This is a genomic window from Streptomyces sp. NPDC107559 (assembly GCF_055657365.1).
In genome coordinates this window covers 12733-35828 of record NZ_JBVKBD010000009.1, presented here as the reverse complement: position 1 = coordinate 35828, position 23096 = coordinate 12733, and the positions used below count along the sequence as shown (strand labels likewise).

Below are 23096 nucleotides of genomic sequence, written 5' to 3'. Positions count from 1 at the left end.
TGTGCAGAGACTAGGGGGGAACTGTGAAATGAGGCAGCTCTTCCGATAAATAGCTTGTTTCGGAACTGAGTCGCCATTACCCGGACGTGTCCGAACACATGCCCAATTCGGGCACGTCCCGTCGGCCATCCATGGCCCGTTTCAGCCGTTCAGCGCCCCGCGCAGCCGCTCCTGGTCGGTCGTGGGAGCGTCGCACGTGAAGTTACGGCAGACGTACGCGGCCGCCTCACCACCCACCAGAGGCCGCCCGGCCAACAGCGGGAACTCGTCACTCTCCGCGATCCCGACGGCGACCACGGCACCGGGGGCGGTGCCCAGAAGCGCGGTGCGGTGCAGGGCCCGGGTCGCCGGATCGTCGAGCGAAGGACCGACGATCGCGACCTCCCGCGGCCCGTCCAGCAGCGCCTCGGCGACCGCGAGCCCCCAGCCGATGAACCGCGGCACCCGCGGGCCGAGCGCCTTCACCACGCCCAACGCCCGCTCGGCCGCCGCCCGGTGGGGCGCGGAGCCGGTCTGCGCGGCATAGCCCAGCAGGGCGCCCGCCGCGGCCGTCCAGCCGGACGGGGTGGCGTTGTCGGTCGGATCCTGCGGGCGGCGGATCAGCTTCTCGGCGTCGGCCGCGGTGTCGAACAGGGCGCCCGACCCGGGGTCGACGAATCCGGCCAGGACGTGGTCGAGGAGCAGCCCGGCGAATTCGAGCCACACGCCCTCGCCGGTCACCGACGCCAGGGCGAGGAAGCCCTCGGCGACGTCGGCGTAGTCCTCCAGCACTCCCGCGTTCGCCCCGGCCCGGCCGTCCTTGCTGGTCCGGCAGAGCCGCGCGTGCTCGTCCAGATGCAGACGCACCAGGAGATCGGCGGCGGAGACGGCGGCCTCGACCAGGTCGGGGCGGTCGAAGTAGGCGCCGGTCTCGGCGAGGGCGGCGATCGCGAGCCCGTTCCAGGCGGCCACCACCTTGTCGTCCCGGCCCGGCGCGGGGCGCAGGTCCCGGGCCGCGAGCAGCCGCGTCCGGACCGAGGCGATCCTCTCCGCGTCGAACACGCCCTCGCGCTGCGGAAGTTGCAGTACGGAGGAGCCCTCCTCGAAGGTGCCCTCCGCGGTCACCCCGAAGTGGGCGGCGGCCAGTTCGGCGTCCTGCTCCCCGAGCACCTCGGCGAGCTGCGCGGGTGTCCACACGTAGTACGCGCCCTCGACATGCCGGCCGGCGCCGTCGTCGCTGTCGGCGTCGAGCGCGGAGGCGAACCCGCCCTCGTTCGTGCGCAGTTCGCGCACCATGAAGTCGGCCGTCTCCAGCGCCACCCGCCGGGCCGACTCCGAGCCGGTGGCCCGCCACAGATGCGCATAGACACGGCACAGAAGTGCGTTGTCGTAGAGCATCTTCTCGAAGTGGGGCACGACCCACTCCCGGTCCACGGAGTACCGGGCGAAGCCGCCGCCCAGCTGGTCGTAGATACCGCCACGGGCCATCCGCTCACAGGTGTCCTGCGCCATCTGGAGCGCACCCTCGGAGCCGGTACGGGCGTGGTGGCGCAGCAGGAACTCGACCACCATGGACGGCGGGAACTTGGGCGCCCCGCCGAACCCGCCGCGCCGGTCGTCGTACTCCCGGGTGAGCGCGAGCAGCGCCTGCGCGAGCTCCCCGTCGCCCGGGGTCTTCGCGTCGCCGTAGGAGATCTCCCGTGCCGCCAGGTCCCGCACGATCTTCCCGGCGACCTCCGCGACCTCGTCCCGCCGGTCGGTCCAGGCGCTGTGCACCCCCTCCAGCACCTGCCGGAAGGACGGCATGCCCTGCCGGGGCTCGGGCGGGAAGTAGGTCCCGAAGTAGAAGGGCTCGCCCTCCGGCGTCAGGAAGACCGTCATGGGCCAGCCGCCCTGCCCGGTCGCCGCCTGCACGGCCTCCATGTAGACGGCGTCGACGTCGGGCCGCTCCTCGCGGTCGACCTTGACGTTGACGAAGTGCTCGTTCATGTACGCGGCGGTCCGCTCGTCCTCGAAGCTCTCCGTGGCGAGGACATGGCACCAGTGGCAGCTGCTGTAGCCGACGCTCAGCAGCACCGGCCTGCCGCTCGTGCGGGCCTCCTCGAAGGCCTCGGCCGACCAGGGCCACCAGTCCACGGGGTTGTCGGCGTGCTGGAGCAGATACGGGGACGTCTCATGAGCCAGGCGGTTCGGCATGGGTTCCATCCTGCCCCAGTACCCGGGGATCCACGGACAGCGTCGATGCGGCGCGGCTCCCGCCCGCACCGGCGGCGGGTCGTCGGCCCTCTCCCCTCCACTCCTCATCCGCCGCACACTTGACCACGAGGCACACCGTCGCCGCCGGAGGGGGACCTGGCATGAGGGACAGTCACAGGGTGGAGGCCGAGCAGCTGATCGTGCGGGCCGTCGAGGAGGAGGTACGGCGCTCCGGCGGCCGTGCCGACGGACAGGCTCTGATCACCCGCACGCGCGCCGCGCTCGACAGCATGGCTCAGACGGCCGCCGAGGAGTACGCGGCCTACACCCGCGCCCTCGACGCGGCCCACGCCGGACAGCTCACCTTCGGCCAGCGCTACGCCCGCGAGGGCGGGACGACCCCCCTGCTGGTGGCGGCCGTTGCCGCGGTCGCGGCCGCCGTGACCGACCTGGCCCTGGGCACCGGCGCGGGCACGGCGCTGGCCGCGGGCGCCACCGTCGGGGTGGCCGGCGCGGCGGCGACCGTCGTGAAGGTGGCCGGTTCCCATCTGCCGGCCGCCCACCACCGGGCGGGAGCCGCGGGCCAGCCCGGCGGCCCGGAGCAGCTGAGGTTGCAGTGGCTGACGGCACTGGAGGTACGCGGGATCCGTCCGTTCCTGGACCAGCAGCGGGTGCTGAGCGCCTCCACCGGCCCGAAGAAGACGGGTCCCCAGCTGCGCGGGACGGACAAGAGCGCGGCCGCGCGCGGCCGCAGCGTGCTGGGCCAGTCCTTCGGGCAACTGCCCGAGCCCGGCGGGCCGTTCACGGGACGGCGCACCGAGCTGGCGCAGATCCGGCAGTGGGTGCAGGCGGCCCGCGCGAGCTCGGAGACCCGGCCGACGGTCGTCGTGCTGCACGGGGCGCCCGGCAGTGGCCGTACCACCCTCGCGGTCCGTGCCGCCCACGATCTGAAGGACCAGTTCCGGGGCGCCTGCGTGGTCGATCTGCGCGGCGACAGCGCGCAGGAACCGCCGCTGCCCACCCGCGACGCGCTGCTGCATCTGCTGAACCGGCTCGGCGCACCCCGCGAGCAGCTGCTGTTCCGGGAGCGCGTCTCCCCCGAACAGCAGGTCAAACGGCTGACCGAGCTCTACCACCAGCATCTGACCGGGCTGCCCGTCACCGTGGTCCTGGACGACGCCTGCGACCCCGAGCAGATCCGCACGCTGGTCCCCGAGCGCTCCGACAGCCTGGTGCTGGTCACCGCCCGCGAGCCGCTGGAACTGCCCGCCGACCTGGCCGCCTGGGTGCACCGGCTGCCGGTACGGGCCCTGGACGCGGCCGGCGCGGAGGCGCTGCTCGGGGCGGTCGCCCAGGACAGTTCAGGGCCCTACGACGCCGAATCGGCCGACCTGATAAGCCGGTTGTGCGGGGCGCTGCCGCTGGCCCTGCGGGTCGCGGGCTCCGCGCTCGGCCCGCGCTCGCCCCGGCAGCTCGCCACCGACCTGAGCGCGTACGGCCCGGTCGAACCGGTCGAACGGGCGCTGTGGCTGCGCTACACCGACCAGCCGGACCCGGCCCGCAGACTGCTCAGACGGCTGGCCCTGGCCGGCCGGGCCTCGCTCGGCGCGGCGGCCGCCGCCGCACTGCTGGCCACCGACCGGCAGGAGGCCTCCCGGCTGCTCGAGGCGCTCTCCGGGGCCGGCCTGATCGACCATGTCCGCGGCGACCGCTACCGGCTGCACGACCTGGTCCGCTCCTTCGCCCAGGCCCGCCTGGGCGACGAGGAGGAGCCGGCCGAGCGCACGGCCGCGCAGGAACGGCTGATCGTCAGCTACGCCGAGCTGGCCGACTCGGTGCTGCGGCTCGTCGACGGCAACATGTCCACCCGCTCGGACCGCTTCAGCCCGCACGGCTTCACCTCCCTCGACGAGGCACTGCGCTGGCTGGACGACGAGTCGAGCTTCATCACCGCGACCCTGCGGCAGGCGGAGGGCGTGGACCAGGCGGCGGTGCAGAACCTGCTCGGCGCGCTGTGCGACTACTGTCTGCTGCGCGGCGACCTCTACCGGCTGGGCGAGATCAGCGAACTGGCCCAGTCCGTCGACCAGGGGCTGCTGGTCCGCTCGGTGCAGTGGCGCACCGGCATCGCGGCCCGTCAGCTCGGCGAACTCGACAAGGCCCGCACGACCCTCACGTCCGTCGTCGACCTCTACCGGGAGGCCCACCACGACGCCGGCGCCGCCCGCGCCCTGTGCTCGCTGGGCATCACGCTGCACCACCAGGGCCAGCTGACCGAGGCGGCGGCGCGACTGCGGGAGGCCCTGGCCCTCCAGACGGACCCCGCACTCGCCACGGACCGCGCCTGGACCATGCACGCGTTGGCCGCCGTGGAACGCGACCGCGCCCACCTCGCCGAGGCGCTCGGCCTGCTGACCCGCTCCCTGGTGCTGCACCACGAGGGCGGTTCCGTGCACGGCGAGGCGTGGGCCCACTTCCAGCTCGGCCAGCTGGGGCTGCGTATGGGCGACGTACCGCGCGCGGAGGCGGAGCTCGGCAAGGCCCTCGACCTGTACGGCCGGACCCGCGACGCCCGCGGCGAGGCCTGGGCGCTGACCCAGCTGGCGCGGGCCCGGCTGGTGGCCGGGGACCCCTCGCCCGCGGTGGACGGCCTGCACCGGGCGGCCGCCCGGCACCGCGACAACGAGGACGCCCGCGGCGAGGCCTGGACCCTCTACTACCTCGGCCAGTCGCTGGAGGAGACCGGCGACCTGGACCGCGCGGTGCGCGCGCTGGAGCGCTCCCGCACGATGTTCTCCCGGATGCGCGACGTCTACGGCCTGGCCTGCGCCCGCCACCACTCGGCCCGGGTGACCCGGGACCAGCGCGCCGCGCAGACCGGCTCGCTGCGCAACTCCGGCTTCGCCCGCCAGCTCCTCGTCGACGCCCGCGCCGACTTCCAGCGCATCGGCGTCGCCCACGGGGAGGCCTGGACCTGCCTGGAGCTGGCGGTCGTCGACGCGGGCAACGCCCGCGACCGGCAGGCCCTGGCCCTGTGCGACGAGGCCACCGACCTGTTCACCTCGTACGGCGATCTGCGCGGGGCCGACTGGGCCGCCTTCCTGCGCTGCACCCTGCTGCCGCACACCGACCCGGACGGCGCCGAGGCCGGCACCGCGGCGGCCCTGGCGGAGGTGACCCGGCTCGCCGGCTCGGGGCATCCGCTGCGCGACGAGAAGCTGACCGGCTGTCTGGAGGCGTACCGGCTGCTGCTGGAGCGGGGCGTGAGCCCGGAGGCGGGCTGGCCGGCATGGCGGCTGGGCATGGTGCCGGACCGGCACGCCCGCGAAGTGATGGGGGTACCGGTACCGGAAGGGCCCCGAGCCGCCCGGTGACTCCCCGGACAACCGACGGTCCACCGGGATGTGCGGCGGTGAGGCATCCGAGCCCTGGGCGTGCGGGCGCAAGGCATGCGGGCGCAGGGCGCCGGGACACGGGCGTCGGCCGGACGGGCGTGGGGCGGCGGGGGCGCCGTCCCTGCCCGGTCCGGCCGGCCGTGGGCGGTCAGCCCTGCTGGGGCTCGGCCTGGGCGGCCGCCGTCGTACGGGAGCCGGCCTCCGCCGCGGGGTCCGGGGACTCCTTGAAGTCGACCTTGCCCATGTGCTTGCTCATGGACTTCATCAGGGCCCACACCGCCAGGGCCATCGCCGCGAAGACGATGAAGCCGAGGACGCCGGGGGTGACCTTGTTCTCGTCGACCTCCTTGGCGAGGGGGACGAGGTGCGTCACTGCCAGACTCACGCTTGCGCTCATGTCAGGCATTGTCGCGGATGCCCGCAAAGAGGTCGTCCTCGGGGAGGGAGGTGTCCACGAGGGACTTCGCCAGCTCGTACTCCTCCGTCGGCCAGACCTCCTTCTGGAGCTCCATCGGCACCCGGAACCAGCCGCCGTCGGGGTCGATCTGCGTGGCGTGCGCGATCAGCGCCTTGTCGCGGATCTCGAAGAAGTCGGCACACGGGACGTGCGTGGTGAGCGTGCGCTCGGTGCGCTCGAACTCGCTCCAGCGCTTGAGCCAGTCCCCGTACGGCGACTCCATGCCCCGGTCCAGCAGCGCCTGGTGCAGCGCCTCGGTGCGCGGACGGTTGAAGCCCTGGTTGTAGTACAGCTTGAGCGGACGGTGGACCGCGCCGTACTCGCTCTCGGGGTACTTCTCGGCGTCCGCCGCGCCCTCGAACGCCACCATCGAGATCTTGTGGGTCATGATGTGGTCGGGGTGCGGGTAGCCGCCGTTCTCGTCGTAGGTGGTGATCACCTGGGGGCGGAACGAGCGGATCTGCTTGACCAGCTCGCTGGCCGCCTTGTCGACGTCCTCCAGGGCGAAACAGCCCTCGGGCAGCGGGGGCAGCGGGTCGCCCTCGGGCAGGCCGGAGTCGACGAAGCCGAGCCACTCCTGCTTGACGCCGAGGATCTCCCGGGCCTCGTCCATCTCCTTGCGGCGCACCTCGTGGATGTTCTCCTCGATGTACTTGTCGCCCTGGAGCTTGGGGTTGAGGATGGAGCCGCGTTCCCCGCCCGTGCAGGTCACGACCAGCACGTCCACCCCCTCGGACACGTACTTCGCCATGGTGGCCGCGCCCTTGCTCGACTCGTCGTCGGGGTGCGCGTGCACGGCCATCAGTCGCAGCTGGTCAGTCAAGACTCATTCCTCGGTAGGTCGGCGCCCGCGGTGCACGGGTGCAGTTCGGTGGGTGCCGTCCCGCAGGGACCTCGTTGAGGGGCGGCAGTCGGGCGGCTGGCGGGCGCCTTCTATAGTGACCGAATCGGGGGACGAATAATTCCGGGGCCCCGCTCCGGAACGCACTTTCGGAGCTTCATCCGACACCGCCGACGGCGTTGCCGAGAGGACGATCATGAGTACGGCGAGTACGCGACTGCCCGAGGGCCGTTACGGCCGTTCCTCGGACGAGCGGACCGACCGCACGCTCAAGGTCGTCGGGGCCGTGCTCGGCGCCGCGCTGCTGGCCCTGATCGGCTTCCTCGGCTACCACTACGTGGTCCAGAACGAGATCAGCGCCCAGGTGATCACCTTCGACGCCTCGGCCCACGCGGTGAAGGTCCATCTCGAAGTGCACAAGGACGCGGGCGCCGACGGCTACTGCACCCTGCGCTCCCAGGCCGCCGACGGCTCCGAGGTGGGCCGGGCGGACTTCCGCTTCTCCGGCTCGGCCACGCGGATCGACAAGGTCGTCACCCTGCGCACGACGGCCCTCGGCACGACGGCCGAACTCCTCGGCTGCCACACCGGCTGACACCGGCCCCGGCCGGCCGCCGACACACCGCCCGCCCGCCCGCCGGATCCTGCCCCTGACGGCCGTACCGGACAGTACCCGGTGACATCGGCCACTACCGGCTGACGAGGTACGCATCCTCCGGAATGCGTAGCCGCTGACCTGCGCCGACAGAATTCTAGTGGCTTATGTCCTCCCCCTTCAGCCCGTGAACCGTTAGGCTCGTGGTTTCGCCCATCCGTGAGGGACCATTCTTGTGGGGAGGGCGATGCTTTGTATTCCCTGTACCGACGAGGAGCACCCTGTGACCCAGACCAGCGAGAACGTCACCTGGCTGACCCAGGAGGCGTACAACAAGCTCAAGGACGAGCTTGAGTACCTTACTGGTCCCGCGCGCACGGAGATCGCTGCCAAGATCGCGGCCGCGCGCGAGGAGGGCGACCTGCGTGAGAACGGCGGGTATCACGCCGCCAAGGAGGAGCAGGGCAAGCAGGAGCTCCGCGTGCGCCAGCTGACCCAGCTCATGGAGAACGCCAAGGTGGGCGAGGCCCCGACCTCGGCGGACGGCACGGTCGCGCCCGGCATGGTCGTCACGATCGCCTTCGACGGCGACGAGGACGACACGATGACCTTCCTGCTCGCCTCGCGCGAGTACGCGAGCGCCGACATCGAGACCTACTCGCCGCAGTCCCCGCTGGGTTCCGGCGTGATCGGCCACAAGGTCGGCGAGGACGCGGAGTACGAGCTGCCCAACGGCAAGAAGGCGTCGGTGCGCATCCTGACGGCCGAGCCCTACAGCGGCTGACCCCTTTCATCTCGTACGAAGCCCCCGGCGCCCCCGAGACGCCGGGGGCTTCGCCGTACGCGAGGCGCCCCGGTGCCTCAGCCGATGACGGTGTAGCCCGCCTCGCGCAGGGCCCGGCCGACCTCGGCGCAGTGTTCCGCGCCCTTCGTCTCCAGGTGCAGCTCCACCTCCGCCTCCGCGAGGCCGAGCCGGGGGTCGGTCCGTACATGGCTCACGTCGAGGACGTTGGCGTCGGCCACCGACAGCACGCCCAGCAGTGCCGCGAGGGCGCCCGGCCGGTCCGTCAGCCGCACGGTCACCGCGAGGTAGCGGCCCTGCGCGGCCATGCCGTGCCGCAGGATCCGCTGGAGCAGCAGCGGGTCGACGTTGCCGCCCGACAGCAGCGCCACCACCGGCCCCTCGAAGGCCTCCGGCTCGCTCAGCAGGGCCGCGACCGGGCTCGCCCCGGCGGGTTCGACGACCAGTTTGGCCCGCTCCAGGCAGAGCAGCAGCGCGGTCGACAGGGCGTCCTCGCCGACCGTGCGGACCTCGTCCACCAGCGCGTCGACGATCCCGAAGGGCACGTCACCGGGCCGTCCCACCTTGATGCCGTCGGCCATGGTGGCCGGGTTCGCGATCGACACCGGGCGTCCGGCGGTCAGCGAGGGCGGGTAGGCCGCCGCGCCCTCCGCCTGCACACCGACGATCCGCACGTCCGGCCGCAGCGCCTTCACCGCGACCGCGACCCCGGCCGCCAGTCCGCCGCCGCCGATCCCGACGACGATCGTGCGCACCTCGGGGCACTGGTCCAGGATCTCCAGGCCCACCGTGCCCTGGCCCGCGATGATGTCGGGGTGGTCGAAGGGGTGGATGAACACCGCGCCCGTCTCGTGCGCGTACTCCTGGGCGGCGGCCAGCGTCTCGTCGACCACGTGCCCGTGCAGGCGCACCTCGGCGCCGTAGTGCTGGGTCGCGCTGATCTTCGGCAGCGGGGCGCCCTTGGGCATGAACACGGTGGAACGCACCCCGAGCAGCGACGACGCCAGGGCGACGCCCTGGGCGTGGTTGCCCGCGCTGGCGGCGACGACACCGGCGGCCCGCTCCTCGGGCAGCAGTCCGGCGATCCGCACGTACGCGCCGCGCAGCTTGAACGACCCGGTCCGCTGGAGGTTCTCGCACTTGAGGTGCACCGGCGCACCCACCAGCCGCGACAGGTACCTGCTGCCCTCCATCGCGGTCGTGCGGGCCACGCCCGCGAGCATCTTCTGCGCTCCGCGCACGTCGTCCAGGGTGACCGGCGGCAAGGGGGCGGCCTTGCGGTAGTTCATGACTCAAGTCTCGCAGTTCACACACGGAGCGTTTCATTGTGACCAACCACCGAGACCGGTTTCCGCAGCGCCGGTACGGCCCGCCCTTCGGCCGCGTACCCTGTCCCCCACATCCCAGCACCCTTCATGAAGTGAGTCCGCGGCCATGCCCACAACACCCGAAATGTCGATGGACATGACGACCCTCGGTGACCCCGGCCTTCTGGACACCCTCCAGCACGAGGTGGCGGTGTTCGCCCGCCGCGCCGAACAGACCCGGCTCGGGGGCGTGGGGCAGGTGCGCAACTCCATGGACCGCGCCGCGTACCTGCTGCTCAACCGGCTGGACAACGAGGGCCCGATGGGCGTCAAGGCGCTCGCCGCGAGCATGGGCATCGACTCCTCGACGGTCACCCGGCAGGTGGCTCCGCTGGTGGACACCGGCCTGGTCAAGCGCACCTCGCACCCGGAGGACGGGCGCGCGGTGGTGCTCCAGCTGTCCCCGCGGGGGCTGGCGCGACTGGAGGAAGTACGTTCGTCGAGGCGACAGTTGATGGCCGAGCTGACGCACGACTGGGCGCCCGAGGAGCGGGAGGCGTTCTGTTCGCTGCTGACCCGTTTCAACACCGCGCTCTCCGCCCGGATGGCGCCCCAGGGAGTCCCGGGCGCGAATCCACAGCCCGCCTCCTGAGCCCCGGTCGGCGCGCCGGCCCGCGGTGGACTCCCGGACCGGGACGCGCGGGCCGCGGTTCCCGGCCGTGCGCGCCTCTTGACCGAAAGGTCGTCCCGGGCCTCATATGAGACCGGTTCTCCCTCACCAAGGACGGGGAACCGTTTCCTCAGGGCGGCTGTCGGGCGGGAGGCGCGGTGCGAGAACGACGTGCCCCGCAAGCTGCCCGCCAGGACCGGGAGTTCGAGTCGTTCGTGGCCGGCGCGGGCGGACGGCTGCTGCACACCGCCACGCTGCTCACGGCGGAGGCACCGGACGACAACCCCCGTGCGCGACACCTGCTGACGCTGGCCCTGGCCCACACCTACGCGTCCTGGGACCGGCTGCGCGGGGAGGATCCGTACGACCGCACCCGTCGATATCTGGCCACCCGGTTCGCCCATGGTGCGTGGCACCGCTACGGCGTCCTCGGTATGCGCCGTCGCGCCCGTGGGCACCCCGCGAGCGCGCTGGCCGTCCTCACACCGCAGGAGCGGCTGATCCTGGTCCTGCGGTTGTACGAGGGGGTCGCGGAGGAGCAGGCTGCGTCGCTGCTCGGGCTGCCCGTCGAACGCGTCCACGCGATCTGCGACCGGGCGACGGCCACCCTCCTGCACCCGCCCAGGAGCCCGGCGCCCGCCGCGGCCGAGGCGAAGCCGGCCCCGTCGTGACGGCCGCCGGGGCAGGGCGGCCGCGCGAGGGGAGGCACCGGTGAACCGGCCCGAGCGGGAGGCGGCGGCACGGCGGATCATGGAGCGGACCCCGCCCCGGGTGCCGCCCGGCCTCCACGCGGACGCCGTACGCCGTGGCGGTCGCGTCCTGCGGCGCAGGACGCGCGCGCGTCGCCTGCTGTGGCTGCTGCTGGTCGCCGGGGTGCTGGCGTTCACGGTCTGGGCGCTGACCGTCCGGCCCTGGGTGGAGCCGCCCTCGGACACGACTCCACCCCTGACGGGCTGGTGAACCTCCCGGCGGGCCGCCGGCGGCCCCGGACGCCGCCGGCCCGGGGCACCCGCCGGTCCCGGCGCCGCTAGCCCAGGGCCTGCTGGAGGTCCTCCAGGAGGTCCTCGACGTTCTCGATGCCCACGGAGAGGCGTACGAGGTCGGCGGGCACCTCCAGGGCCGAGCCCGCCGCGGAGGCGTGCGTCATGCGCCCGGGGTGCTCGATCAGCGACTCGACGCCACCGAGGGACTCGCCGAGCGTGAACACCTTGGCCCGGTTGCAGACCCCGACCGCCGCCTCCTCGCCGCCCTCGACCTGGAAGGACACCATGCCGCCGAACGCCCTCATCTGCTTGGCGGCGATCTCGTGCCCGGCGTGCTCGGGCAGACCCGGGTAGAGCACACGGGTCACGCGCGGGTGCCGGGTGAGCATGTCGGTGATCTTCGTGGCGTTCTCGCTGTGCCGATCCATGCGCACCGACAGCGTCTTGGTGCCGCGCAGCACCAGCCAGGAGTCGAAGGGCCCGGCGACCGCGCCCATCGCGTTCTGGTGGTAGGCGAGTTCCTCGCCCAGCTCCGCGTCGTTGACGATCAGTGCGCCGCCGACGACGTCCGAGTGGCCGCCCATGTACTTGGTCAGGGAGTGCACCACGACGTCCGCGCCGAGCGCCAGCGGCTGCTGGAGGTACGGCGTGGCGAAGGTGTTGTCGACGACGAGCCGGGCGCCCGCGTCCCGGGCGATCTGGGCGACGGCGGCGATGTCGGTGATGCCGAGCAGCGGGTTGGAGGGGGTCTCCACCCACACGGCCTTGGTCCGCGGCGTGATGGCCGCCCGTACGGCGCCGGGGTCGCTGGTGTCGGCCACCGACCACTCCACGCCCCACCGGGCGACGACCTTCGCGAACAGCCGGAACGTGCCGCCGTAGGCGTCGTTCGGGATGACCACGTGGTCGCCGGGGCTCAGCAGCGTACGCAACAGGCAGTCCTCGGCCGCCAGTCCGGACGCGAACGCGAGGCCGCGACGACCGCCCTCCAGGGCGGCGAGGTTCTCTTCGAGGGCGGTGCGGGTCGGATTGGCGCTGCGGCTGTACTCGTAGCCGCCGCGCAGTCCGCCGACGCCGTCCTGTTTGTAGGTCGAGACCTGGTAGATGGGCGGGACGACGGCGCCGGTGAGGGGGTCGGCGGTGTTGCCCGCGTGGATCGCGAGGGTCTCGAAGTGCTGACTGATGTGCCTGTCACTCATGAGCCCCGAGCGTAGTGCGCCCGGGAGGCCGGTGTCGGGCGGCGGGACGGCGGGACCTCCGTGGCGGTGGCGCCGGCCGTCGAACGGGTTGGCCAATTGTCGGCGCCGTCTGGTTCGCTTGAGCCATGGAGATTCTCTGGGTCCTGATGGCTCTGGCCGTGCTGGGCTTCGTACTGACCCGCTTCCTGCTGCGCGGCGGCGGCCGGATCGAGCAGGTGACGCCCGGCCACCCGGACGCCGCCGATCCGGCGACGTACGGATTCGTGCGCGAGGAGGAGCTGGACATCCGTCTGCCCGGCCGCGACCAGGACCTCGTCGACGTCCTCGACCTGGTGCAGCGCACCCAGGACTACCGGGCGGCGCAGCAGCTGCTGGCCGGCACCGAGACGGCGGGCGAGCTGCGCTGGCAGCGCGTGCAGTCCCTCGCGGGGGCGGCCTCGCTGGAGATGCAGCAGCGTCCCGGCGGGGTGAGCGAGACGCCGGGCGGGCAGTGGCTGCGGGTGTGGCGGGCCGAGGCGCCCAAGGACCCGGGCGGCGCGGCGGTGCACGCCGAGTTCCTGGTCCAGCAGGCGTGGCGGACGTCGTCCCCGGGGACGGAGGAGTTCCGGATCATCATGGAGGAGGCCAGGGACGCCTGCGGGCAGGCGGCGCTGCTCGCCCCCGGCGACCCGGTCCCGTACATCGTCGAGCTGTCGGTGGCCCGCGGGCTGGCGTACCCCCAGCCCGAGTTCGAGCAGCTGTGGCTGAAGATCCTGGACCGCGCCCCGGCGCACATGGGCGCGCATCTGGCGGCGCTGCACCACTGGTGCGAGAAGTGGCACGGTTCGCGCAAGCTGGCGTACTCCTTCGCCGAGTCCGCGGCGACCCGCGCGCCCCAGGGCTCGCTGCTGGCCGCCATGCCGCTCTTCGCGGTCTTCGAGCACCTGCCCGAGCTCAACCTGGTCAGGAGCTTCTACCAGAGCGAGGTCGTGACGAAGGCGATCCACGGCGCGCTGTTCGCGGTGCACGCGGCCCGCCCCGACGACCCGATGCTGGCGCACGTCCGTCACCTCCTCGTCTTCTTCCTGGTCCGCTCCGAACGCTGGTCCGAGGCGATGACCCAGCTGATACACGTCGACGGCCACGTGGGTGCCCTCCCCTGGGCCCTGTCCGCCGACCCGGCCGCCGAGTTCGCGACGTACCGGGCACTGGCGGTGGCGGGCTACGAGGCCAACGGCGGCAGCCCGGCGACACTCCCGCACTGAACAGGGTCCGTTCCGGTGGTCAGTGCACCGCCGGGGCCTCGATGGCGAGTACGCGGTCGCGCAGGACGGGGAGTTCGGTGCGGATACGGGTGACCTCGGCCATGTCGAGGTCCACCGTCAGCGTCTCCTCCGCGGTGCGGGCCTCGCCCAGGACGGTCCCCCAGGGATCGACGACCGCGCTGTGCCCGGCCTGCCGCATGTCGCCGTGCGTACCCGTGGCGCAGCAGGCCAGGAGGAAGACCTGCTCCTCCAGGGCCCTCGTGCGGGTGAGCAGCTGCCAGTGGCTCAGCCGGGCCGCGGGCCAGGCGGCGGGCACCGCGATCAGCTCGGCGCCCGCGTCGATCAGGCCCCGGAAGAGTTCGGGGAAGCGGAGGTCGTAGCAGATGGCGAGGCCGACCACGCCGAAGTCGGTGGGCACGGTGACGATGTCGTCGCCGCCGCCCATCAGGGTGGCCTCGCCGGTGTCGAAGCCGTACCGGTGGATCTTGCGATAGCGGCCGCGCAGTTCGCCCGACCGGTCGAAGAGGAGCGCGGTGTTGTACAGGGTCCCGTCCGCGTCCCGCTCGACGATCGATCCCGCGTGGAGCCACACTCCGGCCCGGCGTGCCGCAGCGGACATCGCCTGCGCGGTGGGGCCGTCGATCCCCTCGGCGTCGTGCTCCCAGCGGTCGTACGACCATGCGCCGGCCGCCCAGAGCTCCGGCAGGACCACCAGATCGTCACCGGTCCGGGCGCCCACCAGCGAGGCCGCCCGGTGACGGCGCTCGTCCGCGGTGTCCGACGCGTCCACGGACAGCTGTACCAGCGAGGCACGCATGGGTGTCACCTCCGCGACCGCGTCCCGGCGGTCGAAGGCAAAGGAAACCTGTTCCTACGAGCGTAAGGAAGCGGACGCGAGGAGGCATCCGCGGGCTTCGCGCCCCGTGGGTCCGCCCGGGGGCACGGCCCGACGCGGCGCCGTCCCGGCGGCCTCGGCCGCACCCGGCACCGGCTCACCCGGGAGTGGCCGAAGTCCGCGTCCGGCGGGGACAACTGACCTACGCTGACCGGGATTTGACCATTCGGATCGGCTGAGAGGTGGAAGGGCGGATGGTTCACACCCCGTCAAGACGTGCCGTGCTGCGCGGACTCACCGTCACCGGGACGGCGGTGATCGGCTTCGACGCCGCTACCCGTGGCTGGGCCGCGGCCGGGTCGGCCCCCGGTCCGGGCACGGCCGGGATCCCCCGGCTGGACGGGACGCTCGTCACGGACGAGCCGTCGCTCGCCGCCACCGCCGACGACTACGGACACCTCGCGCACCACCGTCCCGTCGCCGTCCTGCGCCCGGGTTCGGTCCGCGACGTCGTCGCCATGGTCCGGTTCTGCAACGAGCGGCGGCTGCCGGTCGCGCCGCGCGGGCAGGGCCATGCCACCTTCGGCCAGGCGCAGGTGACGGGCGGTCTGGTCATCGAGACCGCGACCCTCGCGGACATCGGTCACGTGGGGCCGGACAGCACCACCGTCACCGTCGGCGCGGGCGCCCGGTGGAGCGACGTGGCCCGGGCGACGACCGCCCACGGGCTCACCCCGCCCGTCTTCACCGACTATCTCGAACTCTCCGTCGGCGGCACCCTGTCCGCGGGCGGGCTGGGCGGCCAGACCCACCGGCACGGCGCCCAGGTCGACAACGTCACCGGACTCCTGGTCGTCACCGGAGCGGGCGAGGCGGTCCGCTGCTCCCCCACCCGGCGCCCCGACCTCTTCCACGCCGTCCTGGCCGGGCTCGGCCAGTGCGGTGTCGTCGTCGAGGCGACGCTGCGGCTGGTGCGCGCGCCGGAGACCGTACGCCACTACCTGCTGCCCTACGACGACCTGGAGACCTTCCTCGACGACCAGCGCATCCTCGTCGAGGAGGACCGCTTCGACTACGTCGAGGGCCAGGTCGTCGCGGACGCCGACGGCGCCTTCCGCTCGTACCTCCTGGAGGCGGTGGCCTACGGCCCGCCGGCCGGACCCGCGCCCGACGACACCGCCCTGCTGCGCGGCCTGCGTCACGACCCGGCCAAGGCGGAGCGCGCCGACCTGGCCTACTACGACTTCCTGGACCGGCTGGCCCCGGCCGTGGCCGCGCTGAAGGCGGCGGGCCTGTGGTCGTACGCCCACCCGTGGCTCAACCTGCTGCTCCCCGGGTCGTCCGCCGCCGCGCTCGGCGCCCGGGTGCTGGACGCCCTCACCCCGGCCGACCTGGGCCCCGGTGTCGTCCTGCTCTACCCGCTGCGCCGGGACCGGCTGACCGCCCCGCTGCTGCGCACCTCCGACGACTCCCTGTCGTACCTCCTCGGTGTGCTGAGGACCGTGCCGCCGGACGACACCGCCGCCGTCGGCCGGCTGCTGGCGGCCAACCGCTCCGCCTACGAGGCGACCGCCGCGGCCGGCGGCACCCAGTACCCGGTCGGCAGCATCCCCTTCACCCGCGCCGACTGGCGGGCCCACTTCGGCCCGGCCTGGCCGCGGCTGCAGGCGGCGAAGCGCCGGTACGACCCCCGCGGGATCCTCGTCCCGGGCCAGGGCATCTTCTGAGCGCGGGCGCCCCGGCCGGATGCCTCCCCGGGCAGCGGGGAGGCATCCGGCCGGGAGACGGACGGCGCGGTCAGATCGTCGCGGTGTCGATCACGAACCGGTAGCGCACGTCGCTGGCGAGCACCCGCTCGTACGCCTCGTTGATCTCGTCGGCGCGGATCAGCTCGATCTCGGCGCCGAAGCCGTGCTCCGCACAGAAGTCCAGCATCTCCTGGGTCTCGCGAATGCCGCCGATGCTGGATCCGGCCAGCGTCTTGCGGCCGCCGATCAGCGAGAAGAGGTTGAGGGAGACCGGCTCCTCGGGGGCGCCCACGTTCACCAGCGCGCCGTCGGACTTCAGCAGGGACAGGAACCGGCCGAAGTCGAGCGGTGCGGACACCGTGGAGACGATCAGGTCGAAGCTGCCGCGCAGTTCATCGAAGGTCTTCGGGTCGCTGGTGGCGTAGTAGTGGTCGGCGCCCAGCTTCAGCCCGTCCTCCTGCTTGCGCAGCGACTGCGACAGTACGGTCACCTCGGCGCCGAGCGCGTGCGCGATCTTGACGCCCATGTGGCCGAGGCCGCCCATGCCGAGGATGGCGACCTTCTTGCCGGGGCCCGCGTTCCAGTGCCGCAGCGGGGAGTACAGGGTGATGCCGGCGCACAGCAGCGGCGCGGCCTCGTCCAGCTTGAGGCCGTCGGGGATGCGGACGACGTAGTTCTCGTCGACGACGACCTTCTCGGAGTAGCCGCCGTAGGTCGGCTCCCCGTCCCGGCCGACGCCGTTGTACGTCATGGTCGCGCCGCCGGTGCAGTACTGCTCCAGGCCCGCCTTGCAGTTGTCGCACTCGCGGCAGGAGTCGACCATGCAGCCGACGCCCACCCGGTCGCCGACGGCGAACCGGGTCACGCCGGGGCCGACCTCGGAGACGACGCCCGCGATCTCGTGGCCGGGGACCATCGGGAAGATGGCCTCGCCCCAGCCCTCGCGGGCCTGGTGGATGTCCGAGTGGCAGATGCCCGCGAACTTGATGTCGATCAGCACGTCGAACTCGCGGACCGCGCGGCGCTCGATCGTGGTGCGCTCCAGCGGCGCCTTGGCTGCGGGGGCGGCGTAAGCGGCGACAGTGGTCATGCCGATTCTCCTAGCTGGTGATTCCGTGCCCGGCCGTCCTCGGCCGGGCACGGTGTCCAGCCTGCCCGAGATCAGGACGGCCACCCAGACCACGCTTGTGCCTACGTCCGGTGTTCCTACTACTGGCGGGGTCAGGCTCGGGAACGTAGGACCAGCCACGGGCCGTGAATACTGGACGTATGGACGAACTGCCCGAGCCCGTACCAGGGCCCCTGGAGCCGGGCGGGGCGGCGCTGGACCGCCGGGCCGAGCTCAGCGAGTTCCTGCGGTCCCGGCGGGCCCGGCTGAAGCCGGAGGACGTGGGGCTGCCCGACTTCGGGCGGCACCGCCGGGTACCCGGGCTGCGGCGCGAGGAGCTGGCCCAGCTGGCCGGGGTGTCCGTGGCGTACTACACGCGGCTGGAGCAGGGCAACGGGCGGAACGTGTCGGCCGAGGTGCTGGACTCGATCGCGCGGGCGCTGCGGCTGACCGGCGCCGAGCACGCGCACCTCACGCATCTGGCGAAGCCCAAGCAGCACAAGCGCAGGCCGGCGGCGCGGCAGCAGCAGGTGCGGACCGGGCTGCGGCAGCTGCTGGACAGCATGGAGGGCATCCCGGCCTATGTCACCGGCCGGCGCTCGGACATCCTCGCCTGGAACCGGATGGCGGCGGCCCTGTTCGGCGACTGGTCGGAGCTGCCCGCGCAGGAGCGGAACTGGGCCCGGCTGGTGTTCCTCAGGCCCGACTACCGCGACCTGTTCGTGGACTGGGACCAGAAGGCGACCGACATCGTCAGCTACCTGCGGATGGACGCCGGCTGTCATCCGGACGATCCGCGGCTGTCGGCGCTGGTCGGCGAGCTCTCCGTGAAGAGCGAGGTGTTCCGCAGGCTGTGGGCCACGCACGACGTCAAGGAGAAGAGCCACGGCACCAAGCGGATGCACCATCCGCTCGTCGGCGATCTCGCCCTCTCCTTCGAGACGTTCGGCCTGGTCGACGACGGCGAGCAGCACCTGATCACCTATCACGCGGAGCCGGGCTCCGCGTCGGCCGAGGCCCTGCGCCTGCTGGCCAGCTGGGGCACGGACGCCAGACGCGTACCGCTGGCCTGAGCGGACGGGCCGGGGGCGGCGGGCAGGGGCGCGGAAGGGGCGGACGCGAACGGGCCGGGCGTGGACAGGGCCGGGTGCGGAAGGGGCGGACGCGAAAACGGGCCGGGCGTGGACAGGGCCGGGTGCGGACGGGCCGGGCGCGGACAGGGCCGGGCGCGGGACCGTCCGCGTACCACCACCGGTGCGGTCGTGCGCGGACGGCGTCCTCGGTGTGCCCGGCCTACGAGTTCGCGTTCTCCTTGACGGTGATCTTCCCCTTGCGGATGGTCGCCAGGCGCGGTGCCTTCTTCGCGATCGCGGAGTCGTGGGTGACCATGATGAAGGTGAGCCCGTGCTCCTTCCACATGCTTTCGAGCACCTCCATGATCTCGTCGCGCATGCCCTCGTCGAGGTTGCCGGTGGGCTCGTCGGCGAGGAGCACCTTCGGCTGCTTCACCAGGGCGCGGGCGATGGCGACGCGCTGCTGCTGACCGCCGGACATCTCGCCGGGCAGGTGTCCCAGCCGCTCGCCGAGTCCGACCGACTTCAGGGCCTCGGCGGCCCGTTCGCGCCGGTCCTTCACCTTCACGCCGAGCGGTACGAGCGCGGTCTCGACGTTCTCCTGCGCGGTCAGCGTCGGGATGAGGTTGAACGACTGGAACACGAAGCCGATGTTCTCGCTGCGCACCTTGGTGAGCCGGGCCTCGGACAGCTTGGCCAGGTCGGTGCCGTCGAGGACGACCTCGCCGGAGGTGGGCCGGTCGAGTCCGCCGAGCATCTGGAGCAGGGTGGACTTGCCGCCGCCGGTGGGGCCCTGGATGACGAGCCGGTCGCCGTCCGCGATGGTCAGGTCGATGCCGTCGAGCGCGTGGACGGTGTCCTTGCCCCGCGTGTAGCGCTTGGTGACGCTTCTGAGTTCGTACATGGTGGGTGCAACTCCTGGGTGAGGTGTGGAGACGGGGGCCCGCCCCGCCGGGAGCGGGCCCCGGGGCCGCGGTAACCGTGCGGGGGCCGGTTACTCGACGCGGCGCAGGGCGTCGGCCGGGCGCAGCCGGGAGGCGCGCCAGCCGCCGAAGGCACCGGCGATCAGACCGCCGGCGACGGCCAGGCCGACCGCGAGCGCGACGGTGGTGAGGCTGACGGGCGCGGTCAGCGCGACGTCGAGGGTCTTGGCCGCGGTCTGCCGACCGGGACCGCCACCGCCGAAGGGGCCGCCCATGCCGCCGCCGTTGCCGCCGCCTCCGCCGCCCATCTGGGCCTGGAGCGTGGGGCTGATCGCGGTGACGGTGTACGCGCCCGCCAGGCCGAGCGCGATGCCGAGGGCGCCGCCGAGCAGGCCGTTGACCATGGCCTCGCCGATGACCTGCCGGGTGACCCGGCCGGACTTCCAGCCCAGCGCCTTGAGCGTGCCGAACTCGCGCACCCGGCGGGAGACGGCCGAGGAGGTCAGCAGACCGGCGACCAGGAACGCGGCCACGAGCACCGCGATGGACAGCCACTTGCCGACGTTGGTGGCGAGGCTGGAGGCGGTGGACAGGGAGCCGGAGACGGTGTCCGCCAGGTCCGCGGAGGTGGTGACGGTCGTACCGGAGACGTTCTTCTGGATCGTGGACTTGACGCTGTCGATCTGCTGCGAGTCGGTCGCCTTGACGTAGATCGTGGTGACCTTGTTCTTCGAGTCGCTGAGGGTCTGGGCCTGCGTCAGCGGGATGTAGAGGTTGGCCGCGGAGTCACCGCTGTCGGCCGTCGCGACGCCGACCACCTTGAACTTGACGCTCTTGACGGTGACGGTGGAGCCGACCTTGAGCTTCTTCTCCTTGGCGTACGCCGAGTCGACGACGGCGACCTTGGCGTTCGCCTCGGCGGTCGTGAACGTACGGCCGCTGCTGATCTTGGAGGAGGTCAGCGGGCCGAGCGCGGGCTTGGTGACGTCGGTGCCGTAGACCGAGTAGTTGTTGACGTCGAAGTCGGCGCCGCCGCCCTTGACCTCGCCCTGCGGCTGGCCGCCACCGCGGCTGAAGCCCCCGCCGTTGCCGTCCTGCTGGAACTGGCCGCGGGTGAACTGGCCGCTGACCTTGATGACCTGGAGGCTCAGTCCGCCGACCGCGTCCGAGACGCCGGACTGCTTGCCGACCTTGGTGACGGTGGCGGTGGACAGGGTCTGGAAGCCCTGGACCATGACCCGGTCGGTGCTCTGCTCCGCGTCGGAGTCGCTGTCCTTCGCGTCGAACTGGAAGCGCGGACGCTGCGAGGTGCCGGTGGTCGGCGAGGCGGCCTTGGTGACCGTCATGTCGGTGCCCAGTCCGTACAGCGACTGGAGGACCTTGTCCTGGGCCTTCCCCATCCCGGAGGAGACGGAGTTGACCACGATGACCAGCGCGATGCCCAGCGCGAGGCCGGAGGCGACGACGAGGGCCGCTTTTCTGCGGCGGCGCAGTTCGCGCCTCAGGTAGGTGAAGAACATGGCCGCAAGCTAGGTACGGCGTGTGATGACTCGATAAGGCCGAAATAAGAGAACGATGAGAAGGCTGTGCGAGCCCCAGGAAAGTCCCCTCGAAGGCCCTTGAGAGCCTCCGGGAGACCCCTGGAAGCCACTGGAAGCCCCGGGAAGCACTCGGGCAGCCCCGAGCCCCGGGAAGCCCCCGGAAGTCCGGCAGCCCCCGGCGCAGCCCCCCGAACGGCCGATGCCGCCCCTGGGGGCGGCATCGGTCGGTGATGGGGGAGGTCGGCGTCAGACGGCCGAACCCGCCTTCCACTGCGCCCAGTCCATGTTCCAGCCGTTGAGGCCGTTGTCCGGGGCGACGGTCTTGTCACCGGTGTTCGAGACGACCACGACGTCACCGACGATCGAGTTGTCGAAGAACCAGGCCGCCGGGGTGCTGGCGTCGTTGGCGCCCTTGGTGTCCGACAGACCGACACAGCCGTGGCTGGTGTTCACGTTGCCGAAGACGGACTTCGCACCCCAGTAGTTGCCGTGCACGAAGGTGCCGGAGTTGGTCAGCCGCATGGCGTGCGGCACGTCCTTGATGTCGTACTCGCCCTTGCCGTCGTCGTCGGTGAAGCCGACGGTCGCGCCGTTCATCCGGGTCTCCTTGAACTTCTCGGAGATCACCATCTGGCCCTGGTACGTCTTGTTCTCGGGCGAGCCGGCCGAGATCGGGATGGTCTTGACCGTCTTGCCGTCCTGCGTGACCTTCATCTGCTTGGTCTGCGCGTCGACGTAGGTGACCTGGTTGCGGCCGATGTGGAAGGTGACCGTCTTCTGCTGCACGCCGTAGACACCGGAGGCGCCCTCGACACCGTCGAGCGCCAGCTTCAGCGTGACGGTGGAGTCCTCCTTCCAGTAGTCCTCGGGGCGGAAGTCGAGCCGGTTGGCGTTGAACCAGTGGCCGACGACCTCCTGGCCGGCGCTGGAGGTGACCGTGATGCCCTTCTGGACGGCCGCCTTGTCGGTGATCGCCTTGTTGAAGTTGATCGACACCGGCATCCCGACACCGACGGTGGAGCCGTCGTCCGGGGTGAAGTTCCCTATGAAGCTGTTGGCCGGGGAGACCGTGGTGAACGAGGCGTTCTCGTGCGCCTCGCGGCCCTCGGAGTCCTTGGCGGCGGCCGCGACCTTGTAAGTGGTGGAGCGCTCCAGCTGACCGCTGGGCTTCCAGCTCGTCTTGTCGGCGGACAGCTGCCCCTCGACGGCCTTGCCGTCGGAGGTCGTCATCGTCACCTCGGTGAGGGTGCCCTTGGTCACGGTGACGGCTGCGGAATTGTTGATGGATGCGTTGGACGAACCGTCGGCGGGCGTGATCTTGATCTGCGCCACCGACGTCTTCTTGGCCGCCGCCTCGTCGACCTTGGCCTGGGAGGTTCCCTCGCCGCTGCCGGATGCGTCCGCGTCACCGCCGGAACAGGCCGTCAGTACGAGCACACCGCCGAGCAGGGCGGACGCGGCCACGAGACGCTTGCGCCGCTTGCTGTCCGTCATCACACGCTTCTCCATCGTTGCCGAATTCCCTAAAAACCCCGAGAGTCCCCGTTTAGAACTACCTACGCTACGACCGGTTCGTCCCTTTTTACATAGTTCTCATATGTGGGTCGCGCCACGTCCGCCGGGCGGTCACCCGCCGGGGCAGCCGGGGCCGGTGGTGCGGGTGTCGGTCAGTGCGTCCCTTGAGACGAAGAAACCCCGGGCGATGGTTGCCGCCCGAGGTCCCGAATTCCCCGGGCCGCTCAACCGATGCCGGATTCGCGGTCGCCTTCGTCATCCTGGACGCCATCACCCTCGTCCACGTCCCAGTCCGGCGAATCAGGGTCGTACTCGACCAGCTCGGTCGACCAGGAGGCCTGCTGCAACTCCACCCCGGGCACCTCACTGACCAGGTCGAACGGATCCACCAGATAGGCGAGCGCCTCGGCGGTGTCTTCCGTCACAGCACTCTCGGCCTGCGCCTGTTCGTCACCCGGAAGCTCCTCGTCCTCCGCGATCCGAGCCAACGCGGCGGCCGTCAGAGCCTCCGTGTCGTCCACTTCCACAACGAGTTCCACGCGAAGCCGTACAAAACGTGTTGTCTCTTCAGCAGTCATGAACGGAGCGTACGACTCCGACCTCCCCTAACTTTCCCACGACCCGCGACTTTCATTAGCATCGCCCTACCCGGCCAATTCACCAGCGCCACAAGGGGATCGATATT

At 71.9% G+C, this 23096-nt stretch carries 20 protein-coding genes; 9 read left to right on the top strand and 11 right to left on the bottom strand.

What is annotated here, in order from left to right:
• Positions 1-141 precede the first annotated feature (141 nt).
• Positions 142-2175 carry a thioredoxin domain-containing protein gene (locus ACZ7OY_RS25420; RefSeq protein ID WP_471913500.1) on the bottom strand — a complete coding sequence of 678 codons (2034 nt, stop codon included), beginning with the start codon at positions 2173-2175 and terminating at the stop codon, positions 142-144.
• A 161-nt stretch (positions 2176-2336) separates the two neighbouring features.
• On the opposite strand from ACZ7OY_RS25420, the gene ACZ7OY_RS25415 reads away from it, so the two are divergent.
• A complete protein-coding gene (locus tag ACZ7OY_RS25415; protein WP_471913499.1) occupies positions 2337-5549 on the top strand; it encodes a tetratricopeptide repeat protein in 3213 nt (1070 codons plus the stop codon).
• Between the two features lie 169 nt (positions 5550-5718).
• Here ACZ7OY_RS25415 and ACZ7OY_RS25410 read toward each other — a convergent pair whose 3' ends face one another.
• Both ACZ7OY_RS25410 and mca read right to left on the bottom strand, forming a co-directional pair.
• On the bottom strand, positions 5719-5976 hold the full coding sequence (locus ACZ7OY_RS25410) for a hypothetical protein (protein ID WP_471913498.1): 258 nt from the start codon (positions 5974-5976) through the stop codon (positions 5719-5721).
• Positions 5969-6829, bottom strand: a complete 861-nt coding sequence (mca, locus tag ACZ7OY_RS25405) for a mycothiol conjugate amidase Mca (protein ID WP_471913744.1) — start codon at positions 6827-6829, stop codon at positions 5969-5971. The genes ACZ7OY_RS25410 and mca overlap by 8 nt, the downstream gene beginning before the upstream one ends.
• 235 nt (positions 6830-7064) lie before the next feature.
• Between mca and ACZ7OY_RS25400 the strand changes: the two genes are divergently transcribed.
• Together ACZ7OY_RS25400 and greA are read left to right on the top strand one after the other, a co-directional pair.
• Positions 7065-7463 (top strand): DUF4307 domain-containing protein, encoded by a 399-nt coding sequence (locus tag ACZ7OY_RS25400; RefSeq protein WP_471913497.1) that lies wholly within the window; start codon positions 7065-7067, stop codon positions 7461-7463.
• Positions 7464-7746: 283 nt separating this feature from the next.
• Positions 7747-8247, top strand: a complete 501-nt coding sequence (gene greA / locus ACZ7OY_RS25395; protein ID WP_471913496.1) for a transcription elongation factor GreA — start codon at positions 7747-7749, stop codon at positions 8245-8247.
• 77 nt (positions 8248-8324) lie between these two features.
• Here the strand turns inward: greA and ilvA are convergent, their stop codons facing one another.
• Positions 8325-9554 (bottom strand): threonine ammonia-lyase, encoded by a 1230-nt coding sequence (gene ilvA, locus ACZ7OY_RS25390; RefSeq protein WP_471913495.1) that lies wholly within the window; start codon positions 9552-9554, stop codon positions 8325-8327.
• Positions 9555-9717: 163 nt separating this feature from the next.
• On the opposite strand from ilvA, the gene ACZ7OY_RS25385 reads away from it, so the two are divergent.
• From ACZ7OY_RS25385 to ACZ7OY_RS25375, 3 genes are all read left to right on the top strand, one after another.
• Complete coding sequence (locus ACZ7OY_RS25385; protein WP_471913743.1) at positions 9718-10224, top strand: MarR family winged helix-turn-helix transcriptional regulator; 507 nt, start codon at positions 9718-9720, stop codon at positions 10222-10224.
• Positions 10225-10400: 176 nt separating this feature from the next.
• The gene (locus ACZ7OY_RS25380; protein ID WP_471913494.1) at positions 10401-10913 is read left to right on the top strand and encodes a sigma factor-like helix-turn-helix DNA-binding protein; all 513 of its coding nucleotides are present in this window, start codon (positions 10401-10403) and stop codon (positions 10911-10913) included.
• A 40-nt stretch (positions 10914-10953) separates the two neighbouring features.
• Positions 10954-11202: a hypothetical protein gene (locus ACZ7OY_RS25375; RefSeq protein WP_471913493.1), complete on the top strand. Its 249-nt coding sequence runs from the start codon at positions 10954-10956 to the stop codon at positions 11200-11202.
• Positions 11203-11269: 67 nt separating this feature from the next.
• Here ACZ7OY_RS25375 and ACZ7OY_RS25370 read toward each other — a convergent pair whose 3' ends face one another.
• Positions 11270-12424 (bottom strand): cystathionine gamma-synthase, encoded by a 1155-nt coding sequence (locus ACZ7OY_RS25370; RefSeq protein ID WP_351616143.1) that lies wholly within the window; start codon positions 12422-12424, stop codon positions 11270-11272.
• A 125-nt stretch (positions 12425-12549) separates the two neighbouring features.
• Here ACZ7OY_RS25370 and ACZ7OY_RS25365 point away from each other — a divergent pair, with 125 nt between their 5' ends.
• On the top strand, positions 12550-13668 hold the full coding sequence (locus ACZ7OY_RS25365) for a hypothetical protein (protein WP_471913492.1): 1119 nt from the start codon (positions 12550-12552) through the stop codon (positions 13666-13668).
• 19 nt (positions 13669-13687) lie between these two features.
• Here ACZ7OY_RS25365 and ACZ7OY_RS25360 read toward each other — a convergent pair whose 3' ends face one another.
• Positions 13688-14485, bottom strand: coding sequence for a carbon-nitrogen family hydrolase (locus tag ACZ7OY_RS25360; RefSeq protein WP_471913491.1), 798 nt, complete (start codon positions 14483-14485; stop codon positions 13688-13690).
• A gap of 272 nt (positions 14486-14757) precedes the next feature.
• On the opposite strand from ACZ7OY_RS25360, the gene ACZ7OY_RS25355 reads away from it, so the two are divergent.
• A complete protein-coding gene (locus ACZ7OY_RS25355; protein WP_471913490.1) occupies positions 14758-16230 on the top strand; it encodes an FAD-binding protein in 1473 nt (490 codons plus the stop codon).
• Positions 16231-16300: 70 nt separating this feature from the next.
• Here the strand turns inward: ACZ7OY_RS25355 and ACZ7OY_RS25350 are convergent, their stop codons facing one another.
• Positions 16301-17341: an NAD(P)-dependent alcohol dehydrogenase gene (locus tag ACZ7OY_RS25350; protein WP_471913489.1), complete on the bottom strand. Its 1041-nt coding sequence runs from the start codon at positions 17339-17341 to the stop codon at positions 16301-16303.
• A 179-nt stretch (positions 17342-17520) separates the two neighbouring features.
• Between ACZ7OY_RS25350 and ACZ7OY_RS25345 the strand changes: the two genes are divergently transcribed.
• Positions 17521-18432: a helix-turn-helix domain-containing protein gene (locus tag ACZ7OY_RS25345; protein WP_471913488.1), complete on the top strand. Its 912-nt coding sequence runs from the start codon at positions 17521-17523 to the stop codon at positions 18430-18432.
• A 220-nt stretch (positions 18433-18652) separates the two neighbouring features.
• Here ACZ7OY_RS25345 and ACZ7OY_RS25340 read toward each other — a convergent pair whose 3' ends face one another.
• The 4 genes from ACZ7OY_RS25340 to ACZ7OY_RS25325 all read right to left on the bottom strand — a co-directional run bounded on the left by ACZ7OY_RS25340 (position 18653) and on the right by ACZ7OY_RS25325 (position 22989).
• Entirely contained in the window at positions 18653-19336 is a 684-nt protein-coding gene (locus tag ACZ7OY_RS25340; RefSeq protein WP_385527724.1) for an ABC transporter ATP-binding protein, read from the bottom strand.
• A 90-nt stretch (positions 19337-19426) separates the two neighbouring features.
• Positions 19427-20875, bottom strand: coding sequence for an ABC transporter permease (locus ACZ7OY_RS25335; protein ID WP_471913487.1), 1449 nt, complete (start codon positions 20873-20875; stop codon positions 19427-19429).
• 267 nt (positions 20876-21142) lie between these two features.
• Positions 21143-22405, bottom strand: coding sequence for a L,D-transpeptidase (locus tag ACZ7OY_RS25330; protein ID WP_471913486.1), 1263 nt, complete (start codon positions 22403-22405; stop codon positions 21143-21145).
• 230 nt (positions 22406-22635) lie between these two features.
• Positions 22636-22989 carry a hypothetical protein gene (locus tag ACZ7OY_RS25325; RefSeq protein ID WP_471913485.1) on the bottom strand — a complete coding sequence of 118 codons (354 nt, stop codon included), beginning with the start codon at positions 22987-22989 and terminating at the stop codon, positions 22636-22638.
• Positions 22990-23096 lie beyond the last annotated feature (107 nt).

What these genes read in the sequence shown, in the direction of transcription:
- ACZ7OY_RS25420 (WP_471913500.1), bottom strand. Translation starts at nt 2,175, where the DNA reads ATGCCGAACCGCCTGGCTCATGAGACGTCCCCGTATCTGCTCCAGCAC.
- ACZ7OY_RS25415 (WP_471913499.1), top strand. Translation starts at nt 2,337, where the DNA reads ATGAGGGACAGTCACAGGGTGGAGGCCGAGCAGCTGATCGTGCGGGCC.
- ACZ7OY_RS25410 (WP_471913498.1), bottom strand. Translation starts at nt 5,976, where the DNA reads ATGCCTGACATGAGCGCAAGCGTGAGTCTGGCAGTGACGCACCTCGTC.
- mca (WP_471913744.1), bottom strand. Translation starts at nt 6,829, where the DNA reads ATGGCCGTGCACGCGCACCCCGACGACGAGTCGAGCAAGGGCGCGGCC.
- ACZ7OY_RS25400 (WP_471913497.1), top strand. Translation starts at nt 7,065, where the DNA reads ATGAGTACGGCGAGTACGCGACTGCCCGAGGGCCGTTACGGCCGTTCC.
- ilvA (WP_471913495.1), bottom strand. Translation starts at nt 9,554, where the DNA reads ATGAACTACCGCAAGGCCGCCCCCTTGCCGCCGGTCACCCTGGACGAC.
- ACZ7OY_RS25385 (WP_471913743.1), top strand. Translation starts at nt 9,718, where the DNA reads ATGTCGATGGACATGACGACCCTCGGTGACCCCGGCCTTCTGGACACC.
- ACZ7OY_RS25370 (WP_351616143.1), bottom strand. Translation starts at nt 12,424, where the DNA reads ATGAGTGACAGGCACATCAGTCAGCACTTCGAGACCCTCGCGATCCAC.
- ACZ7OY_RS25365 (WP_471913492.1), top strand. Translation starts at nt 12,550, where the DNA reads ATGGAGATTCTCTGGGTCCTGATGGCTCTGGCCGTGCTGGGCTTCGTA.
- ACZ7OY_RS25360 (WP_471913491.1), bottom strand. Translation starts at nt 14,485, where the DNA reads ATGCGTGCCTCGCTGGTACAGCTGTCCGTGGACGCGTCGGACACCGCG.
- ACZ7OY_RS25355 (WP_471913490.1), top strand. Translation starts at nt 14,758, where the DNA reads ATGGTTCACACCCCGTCAAGACGTGCCGTGCTGCGCGGACTCACCGTC.
- ACZ7OY_RS25350 (WP_471913489.1), bottom strand. Translation starts at nt 17,341, where the DNA reads ATGACCACTGTCGCCGCTTACGCCGCCCCCGCAGCCAAGGCGCCGCTG.
- ACZ7OY_RS25345 (WP_471913488.1), top strand. Translation starts at nt 17,521, where the DNA reads ATGGACGAACTGCCCGAGCCCGTACCAGGGCCCCTGGAGCCGGGCGGG.
- ACZ7OY_RS25340 (WP_385527724.1), bottom strand. Translation starts at nt 19,336, where the DNA reads ATGTACGAACTCAGAAGCGTCACCAAGCGCTACACGCGGGGCAAGGAC.
- ACZ7OY_RS25335 (WP_471913487.1), bottom strand. Translation starts at nt 20,875, where the DNA reads ATGTTCTTCACCTACCTGAGGCGCGAACTGCGCCGCCGCAGAAAAGCG.
- ACZ7OY_RS25330 (WP_471913486.1), bottom strand. Translation starts at nt 22,405, where the DNA reads ATGGAGAAGCGTGTGATGACGGACAGCAAGCGGCGCAAGCGTCTCGTG.
- ACZ7OY_RS25325 (WP_471913485.1), bottom strand. Translation starts at nt 22,989, where the DNA reads ATGACTGCTGAAGAGACAACACGTTTTGTACGGCTTCGCGTGGAACTC.